The following is an 8,012-nucleotide window of genomic DNA, read 5'->3' on the forward strand; positions in this document are numbered from 1 at the left end:
CCCGCCGCATCGATCGATGCGGCACGCACCGGCCGATGCGCATCAACCGATGCGCGCCGGCCGGCTCACGCGGCCCAGCGGGCGATTCGCCATTCGCGAGCGCGCGTCGCGCGGTTCGGGCGAACGCTCCGCGCATTACCGAACAGGTGGTCCATCATGCGTCCCTTGCGCCTACCTCTGATGCAAACCCATCCCCAGACCGAGAAGGAGCGCGAACAGCGCAAGGCCAGTTCGGCCCGCTGGCTCGTCGCGCCGTCGGTCGGCGTACTCGTGTTGTGGATGGCGATTCCGCTCGCGATGACGATCTGGTTTTCGTTCACGCATTACAACCTGCTCAATCCCGACCTGCGCGGGTTCGCCGGCTTCGACAACTACCGTTATCTCGCCACCGATCCCTCGTTCTGGCCGTCGATCATTCACACCATCCAGCTGATCGTATCGGTGCTCGTGATCACGGTCGGCGGCGGCGTGCTGATGGCGGTGCTGTTCGACCGCAAGTTCTATGGTCAGGGCGTCGCGCGGCTGCTGGCGATCGCGCCGTTTTTCGTGATGCCGACAGTGAGCGCGCTGATCTGGAAAAACATGATCCTGCACCCGGTGTACGGCCTGGTCGCGCAGGGCATGCGCGCGCTCGGCATGACGCCGATCGACTGGTTCGCCCAGTATCCGTTGAGCGCGGTCATCATGATCGTCGCGTGGCAGTGGCTGCCGTTCGCGTTCCTGATCCTGTTCACGGCGATCCAGTCGCTCGACCAGGAGCAGAAGGAAGCGGCGCGCATCGACGGCGCGGGTCCGTTCTCGATGTTCTTCTACATCACGCTGCCGCACTTGCGGCGCGCGATCGCGGTCGTCGTGATGATGGAGACGATTTTCCTGCTGTCGATCTTCGCCGAGATCTACACGACCACGGGCGGCGGTCCGGGCAATGCGACCACCAACCTGTCGTACCTGATCTTCTCGCTCGGCCTGCAACAGTTCGACGTCGGTCTTGCTTCGGCGGGCGGCATTCTCGCGGTCGTGCTGGCCAACATCGTGTCGATCTTCCTCGTGCGGATGCTCGCGAAGAACCTGAAAGGGGAGTACGAAAAATGAGCCACGTTGCCTCTACCCCGGCCTCGACGGCGCAGCCTGTCGCGCTACCGGCCAAATCGCCGTTCGCGCCGGTGCTGCGTGCGATTCCCGGCGTGATCGCCTGGCTGGTCGCGCTGCTGCTGTTCTTTCCGATCTTCTGGATGACGATCACCGCGTTCAAGACCGAGCAGCAGGCCTATTCGTCGTCGCTGTTTTTCGTGCCCACGCTCGATAGCTTCCGCGAGGTGTTCGCGCGCAGCAACTACTTCGCGTTCGCGTGGAATTCGGTGCTGATCTCGATCGGCGTCACGCTGCTGTGCCTGGTGCTGGCGGTGCCGGCCGCGTACGCGATGGCTTTCTTCCCGACGCGCCGCACGCAGAAAGTGCTGCTGTGGATGCTCTCGACCAAGATGATGCCGTCGGTCGGCGTGCTGGTGCCGATTTATCTGCTGTGGAAAAACAGCGGGCTGCTCGATACGGTGTCGGGCCTCGTCATCGTGTACACGCTGATCAATCTGCCGATCGCGGTGTGGATGTCGTTCACGTACTTCGCCGAGATTCCGCGCGACATTCTCGAAGCCGGGCGCATGGACGGCGCCGCGACGTGGCAGGAAATCGTCTATCTGCTGATGCCGATGTCGCTGCCGGGGCTCGCGTCGACCGCGCTGCTCCTCGTCATCCTCGCGTGGAACGAGGCGTTCTGGAGCATCAACCTGTCGAGTTCGAACGCGGCGCCGCTGACCGTGTTCATCGCGTCCTATTCGAGCCCCGAAGGATTGTTCTGGGCCAAGCTGTCGGCCGCATCGCTGCTGGCGGTCGCGCCAATCCTGATCGTCGGCTGGCTGTCGCAGAAGCAACTGGTGCGCGGCCTGACGTTCGGGGCGGTCAAATGACGGCAGGCGCGGAGGCGGGCACGCCTGCGAGCCGGTTCGCGTTGATCTGCGATTGCGACGGCGTGCTGATCGACAGCGAGGCGGTGGCCGCGCGCGTGCTCGTGCATGAACTCGAGACGCGCTGGCCCGGCACGGACGTCGAGCCGGTCGTGCTGCCGCTGCTCGGATTGCGCATCGAGCGGGTGTTGCAGGACACTGCGACGCAGCTCGGCAAACAGCTCGACGCCGGCGAAATCGACGCGATCCGCCGCTCGGTCGAAGCGGCGGCGATGCAGGCGCCGGCAGTCGACGGCATCGAGGTGGCGCTCGCCCAGGTGCCGCTCGTCAAGGGATGCGCGAGCAACAGCTTTCGCCCGTATGTGGAGGCGGTGCTCGCGCGCACGGGTCTCGCGCGGTTTTTCGGCGAGCGTTTGTTTTGCGCGGACGCGGTGCCCAATCCGAAGCCGGCGCCGGATGTGTATCTCGCGGCGGCGCGCGGCCTGGGTCTGGCACCGGGCGCGTGCCTCGTCGTCGAGGACAGCGTGACCGGCGTCACCGCGGCGGCCGCCGCGGGCATGGCGGTGCTCGGTTTTGTCGGCGGCGGTCATGCGAGCGATGCGCAGATCGATCGTTTGCATGCGGCCGGCGCGCGCTACGTGTTCGACGACATGGGGCAGTTGCCGGACCTGGTCGCGCAATGGCCGCTGAGCGCGACCGCGGCGGCGCCGTAAGCAAGCGATACACAACATGCAGCAGACAGCACGCGGCACCCGCTATCGAATAGCATCACACGGAGACACATCATGGCAAGCCTAACCTTGCGCAACATCAGAAAGGCCTACGACGACACCGAGGTGATGCGCGACATCAATCTCGACATCGCGGATGGCGAGTTCGTCGTGTTCGTCGGGCCGAGCGGTTGCGGAAAATCGACGCTGATGCGGATGATCGCGGGCCTGGAGGACATCAGCGCAGGCGATCTGAATATCGACGGCGTGCGCATGAACGACGTGCCGCCGGCCAAGCGCGGTATCGCGATGGTGTTCCAGTCGTACGCGCTGTATCCGCACATGACGCTGTACGACAACATGGCGTTCGGCCTGAAACTCGCCGGCGCGAAAAAGCTGGAGGTCGACGCGGCGGTGCGCAACGCGGCGAAGATCCTGCACATCGATCATCTGCTCGATCGCAAGCCGAAGCAGCTCTCCGGCGGTCAACGCCAGCGCGTCGCGATCGGTCGCGCGATCACGAGAAAGCCGAAGGTGTTCCTGTTCGACGAACCGCTGTCGAATCTCGACGCCGCACTACGCGTGAAGATGCGCCTCGAATTCGCGCGTCTGCACGACGAGCTGAAGACGACGATGATCTACGTGACGCACGACCAGGTCGAGGCGATGACACTGGCCGACAAGATCGTCGTGCTGTCGGCGGGCAATCTGGAGCAGGTCGGCACGCCGACGATGCTGTATCACGCGCCCGCGAACCGTTTTGTCGCGGGCTTTATCGGCTCGCCGAAGATGAACTTCATGGAAGGTGTCGTGCAGTCGGTAACGCACGACGGCGTGACCGTGCGTTACGAAACCGGCGAGACGCAGCGCGTCAGCGTCGAGCCGGGCGCGGTCAAGCAGGGCGACAAGGTGACGGTCGGCATCCGGCCCGAGCATTTGCACGTGAGCACGACCGAGGACGGTATCGACGCGCGCACGATGACGGTCGAATCGCTCGGCGACGCCGCCTATCTGTACGCGGAATCGAGCGTCGCGCCCGATGGTTTGATTGCGCGGATTCCGCCGCTCGAGCGGCATGCGAAGGGCAACGTGCAGAAGCTCGGCGCCGCGCCGGAGCACTGCCATCTGTTCGATAGCGAAGGTCAGGCGTTCCAGCGCAGGATCGTCGAGGTGCTGGCGGCCTGATCGTGTGATCAAGCAAAGCGGCGCCTTCGCCGCTTTGCCGGTCGATTGAACAACGGTTCGGCACGAACGCTGGCCGGCTATGCGTCCAACGCCGCCCGCGCGCATAGCTCATCGGTCACGAGCCCCGACAACCACCCGCCTTTGAGCACCGCGATCAACGCGTCACGCTTGCGCTGGCCGCCGGCAAAACCGATCGTCGGCCGGCGCGGCGGCGCGTCGAGTGCAATGCTGGTCACGCGCCGCCCGGTCGGCGATTCGACGTGCGCGCCCGCCGCGTCGATCGGCAAGCCGAGCATTTCGGCGACCGCGCCGTTCTCCACCAGCTCGTTCACCTCGCCTTCCGTGATGAAGCCGTCCTCGTGCAACGGACACGTGATGCCGATATTGCCGATGCCGACGAACGCGACATCCGCTTGCGCGGACAGCGACTCGACGATCCGATACAGCCGGTGATTGCACCACTGCGCGCGCTCCGCTTCGCTATCGGCGAGCAGCGGCGCCGGCAGCAGAAAATGCTTGCCGCCGGTCTTCTCGGAAATGTGCAGCGCGACGTCGTAGCGGTTCGACGAGCCGTCCTGCGCGATCGCCCCGACCATCGAGACCAGGCGGTGCTGCGGACGATCGAGCTGCGCGATCTGATCGACCGCGGCCTTCAGCGTGCGGCCGCTGCTGACCGCGACTACCATCGGCTTTTCGTCGGCCAGATAACGCTCCATCACCTGCGCGCCGGCCACCGCGAGCTTGCGGTCGAGCTGTTCGGGGGTGTCGCCGTCGATCGGCACGACCTCGCACATGCTCAGCCCGTAGCGCTTCGACAGTTGATCGGCGAGCGACAGACAATCGGCGAGCTTGTGATCGACGCGCACGCGGATCAGGTTCTTCTCGACCGCGAATGCGACCAGCCGCTGCGCGACCGGCCGCGACACCTGCAGTTTCTCGGCGATTTCGTTTTGCGTATTGCCCGCCACGTAGTAAAGCCACGCGGCGCGCGTGGCGAGATCGAGTTTTTCTGTTGACCTGGGCACGATGACGGTTCGCTCGAGTTTTATTTGCAGTGTGCCGACGAAAGCGGCCGGCCCTGCGTTCACGCAGATGCCGGCCGCGCTGGAGCGCTCAGGCGAGCGGCGTGCGCGCGGGATCGAACAGCGGCCGTACGTGGCGATACAGCGCGCGATACGCGTCGAGCCGCGTGCGCAATGCCGCGTGGCGGCGCGGATTCGGCGTGAACTCTTTTTCGACGGGCGGCTTGGTCAGCACCGTGGCCGGATCGCCACCCGCGGCGAGCCAGCCGAGACGCGCCGCACCGAGCGCCGCGCCCGTTTCGCCGCCGCCGTGTTTGACCGTGACGGTATCGAGCGCGTCGGCGAGCAACTGGGCCCAGTAATCGCTGCGTGCGCCGCCGCCAAGCAGCGACAACACCTTGGCCTCGGTGCCGGCCGCGCGTAGCGCGTCGAGGCCGTCGGTCAGCGCGAGCGTCACACCTTCGAGCACCGCATAGCCGAGCAGCGCGCGATCGGTCGCGTGATTCATGCCGAAGAACACGCCTTGCGCGTACGGGTCGTTGTGCGGCGTGCGCTCGCCCGACAGATACGGCAAAAAGAGCGGCGCGGTGGTGAGCGCGTCGGCGGGCAGCGCAGCGATTTCGGCGAGCAGCGTCGGCTCGTCGGTAGAGGTCAGCTTGCAGACCCAGCGCAGACAGCTCGCCGCCGACAGCACCACGCTCATCTGATGCCAGCGATCCGGAATCGCGTGACAGAACGCGTGCACCGCGGACGCCGGATTCGGCCGGAAACTGTCGCCGACCACGCACAACACGCCCGACGTACCGAGCGACACGAAACCGTCGCCCGGCTGCGTCGCGCCGATGCCGATCGCGCTGGTCGCGTTGTCGCCGCCACCGGCCGCGACGATCACGTTCTCGCTCAGGCCGAATTCGCGCGCCACTTCCGGCAGCAGCGTGCCGGCCGGTGCGCTGCCTTCGCGCAGCGCGGGCATTTGCGCGCGGGTCATGTCGCACGCGGCGAGCAGCGAGTCGGACCAGTCGCGTTTGGCGACGTCGAGCCACAGCGTGCCGGCCGCATCCGATGGATCGGACACCTTGCCGCCCGTCAATTGCAGGCGCAAATAGTCTTTCGGCAGCAGCACGCAGGCGGTGCGCGCAAAGATGTCCGGCTCATGACGCGCGACCCAGAGCAGCTTCGGCGCGGTGAAACCGGGCATCGCCAGATTGCCGGCGACGCTGTGCAGCTCCGGCGCGCGCTCCGTCAGCTCCGCGCACTCCTTGTCGCTGCGCATGTCGTTCCACAGAATGGCGGGCCGCAGCACGCGATTCCCGGCATCGAGCAGCACCGCCCCGTGCATCTGCCCGGACAGGCCGATGCCGCGAATCTGCGCGAATTCGTCCGGATGACGCGCGCGCAATGCGGCCAGCGCCGCGCGCGTGCCGGTCCACCAGTCTTCCGGATTCTGCTCGGCCCAGCGCTGATGCGGGCGCGAAACCGTGAACGGAGAGCCTGCGGTGCCGATCACGCGTCCGTCGGCAGCGAGCAGCAGGACTTTCACTTCGGACGTGCCGAGGTCGATGCCTAAGTACATGGGCGCGAAACCTTCGTCGTTAGGGATGCGCTACTTTAGCCGCACATCGCGGGCGCTGTCATGAGCATTAAGCCTGGCAGCGCGCGCGAGTCGAAGCCAGGCGGATCGAAGCGGAGTGTCGGCCCGTCAGGCCGCGCCGCGTCTGGCGAGCCATGCGTCGACGCGCGCCAGCGCACCGGCGAGCGCCGCTTCGAGTTCGGGCGTCTGCGCCATCCTGCCCCACAGGAGCTTGTCGGCGGCGAACGCACGCAGCGGGTCCGGTGCGGTGAAAAAGCCGTGCGCGACGCGCTCGTCCATCACGCCGTCCTGATACGCGTACGGCAGCCTGCCCGTGTGCCAGCGTTCGAGAAAGCGGAAGAACAATGCGGGCAGCACCGCGGTCGCGGCCGGCGTCGCGCCGCGCTCGAAGCATTCTGCAAGCGTCGGCGCGATAAAGCCGGGCAGCTTCGAGAAACCGTCGGCGGCGACGCGCTGATTCGTGTCGAGAATGTGCGGATTGCTGAAGCGCTCCAGCACGACGTCGCGATAACGTTCGAGATCGAGCGGACTCGGCGTGAGGCAAGGGATCACGTCGTCGGTCACGTAGTCGTACGCGAACTGGCGGATGTCGGCATCGAGCGTGCCTTCGTGGATGTAGTTCAGCCCCACCAGCGTGCCCGCCCACGCGATGCAGCTATGCGGCGCGTTCAGGATGCGGATCTTCGCTTCTTCGTACGGCAGCACCGAATCGACGAGTTCCGCGCCGGCCTTCTCCCACGCCGGGCGTCCGGCGACGAAGCGGTCTTCGATCACCCACTGGATGAACGCCTCGCCCATCACGGGGCTCGCGTCGTCGACGCCGGTTGCGGCCTTCACGCGCTCGCGCACGTCGGGCGTCGGGCGTGGCGTGATGCGATCGACCATCGAGCATGGGCAAGACGTGTTGCCATCGAACCATTGCGCGAGATCGGCCGCGCCGCGCCGCGCGAGAAACTCGCTCATTCCCGCATGAAAGCGCTCGCCGTTGCTGCGCAGGTTGTCGCAGGTCTGCAGCGTGACTGGGCCTGCGCCGCGCTTCATGCGGGCCTCGAGAATCGCCGCGAGTGCGCCGTAGATCGTCGTGTGGCCGCCGGCAAGATCGGCGGCGAGGTCGGGGTTCGCCAGGTCGAGCCGGTCGTGCTCGTCGAGGTAATAGCCGCCTTCGGTCACCGTGAACGCGATGATCTTGCAGGCCGGATCGGCGCCGGCCTCGATCAGGCCGGCGAGATCTTCGCGCCACGGCAGCACGCGCTCGATCGAGCGGATCGTCTCGTACGCGCGCTCGCCCTTCGGCGTGACGGTTTCCAGCGTGTAGACGCCGTTCTGCGCGGCGAGCGCGTCTAGCACCGCGTTCATGTCGCTGCGGATATTGCCGACCGTCAGCGACCAGTGCGGGTCGCCGGCCGCCTTCGCCTCGTTGAGCCGATGCAGATACCACGCTTGATGCGCGCGATGAAACGATCCCGCGCCGATGTGCAGGATCACGTGTGCGGCCGCGCCGCTGCCTTGCCCGCTGTTCATCTGTGTCTCCTAGGTCGGGCAG

Annotated in this window: 7 protein-coding genes; 4 read left to right on the forward strand and 3 right to left on the reverse strand. The window is 66.3% G+C overall.

Annotated features, from left to right (window positions below; all coding sequences use genetic code 11):
- The first annotated feature begins 156 nt into the window (after positions 1-156).
- The 4 genes from VGH68_RS05740 (at position 157) to VGH68_RS05755 (ending at position 3,856) form a co-directional block, all read left to right on the forward strand.
- Positions 157-1,092, forward strand: coding sequence for a sugar ABC transporter permease (locus tag VGH68_RS05740; protein ID WP_331602559.1), 936 nt, complete (start codon positions 157-159; stop codon positions 1,090-1,092).
- Positions 1,089-1,964 (forward strand): carbohydrate ABC transporter permease, encoded by an 876-nt coding sequence (locus VGH68_RS05745; protein WP_331602560.1) that lies wholly within the window; start codon positions 1,089-1,091, stop codon positions 1,962-1,964. Before VGH68_RS05740 ends, VGH68_RS05745 begins: the two co-directional genes overlap by 4 nt.
- Entirely contained in the window at positions 1,961-2,674 is a 714-nt protein-coding gene (locus VGH68_RS05750) for an HAD family phosphatase (RefSeq protein WP_331602561.1), read from the forward strand. Before VGH68_RS05745 ends, VGH68_RS05750 begins: the two co-directional genes overlap by 4 nt.
- Positions 2,675-2,746: 72 nt before the next feature.
- Positions 2,747-3,856 carry a sn-glycerol-3-phosphate ABC transporter ATP-binding protein UgpC gene (locus tag VGH68_RS05755; RefSeq protein WP_331602562.1) on the forward strand — a complete coding sequence of 370 codons (1,110 nt, stop codon included), beginning with the start codon at positions 2,747-2,749 and terminating at the stop codon, positions 3,854-3,856.
- A 77-nt stretch (positions 3,857-3,933) separates the two neighbouring features.
- Here the strand turns inward: VGH68_RS05755 and VGH68_RS05760 are convergent, their stop codons facing one another.
- From VGH68_RS05760 to dalD, 3 genes are all read right to left on the reverse strand, one after another.
- Positions 3,934-4,881 (reverse strand): sugar-binding transcriptional regulator, encoded by a 948-nt coding sequence (locus VGH68_RS05760; protein WP_331602563.1) that lies wholly within the window; start codon positions 4,879-4,881, stop codon positions 3,934-3,936.
- A gap of 88 nt (positions 4,882-4,969) precedes the next feature.
- A complete protein-coding gene (gene xylB, locus VGH68_RS05765; protein WP_331602564.1) occupies positions 4,970-6,451 on the reverse strand; it encodes a xylulokinase in 1,482 nt (493 codons plus the stop codon).
- A 126-nt stretch (positions 6,452-6,577) separates the two neighbouring features.
- Positions 6,578-7,990 (reverse strand): D-arabinitol 4-dehydrogenase, encoded by a 1,413-nt coding sequence (gene dalD, locus VGH68_RS05770; protein WP_331602566.1) that lies wholly within the window; start codon positions 7,988-7,990, stop codon positions 6,578-6,580.
- Between the last annotated feature and the right edge of the window lie 22 nt (positions 7,991-8,012).

Origin of the sequence: Paraburkholderia sp. (assembly GCF_036488505.1) — a bacterium.
Taxonomy (GTDB): domain Bacteria; phylum Pseudomonadota; class Gammaproteobacteria; order Burkholderiales; family Burkholderiaceae; genus Paraburkholderia.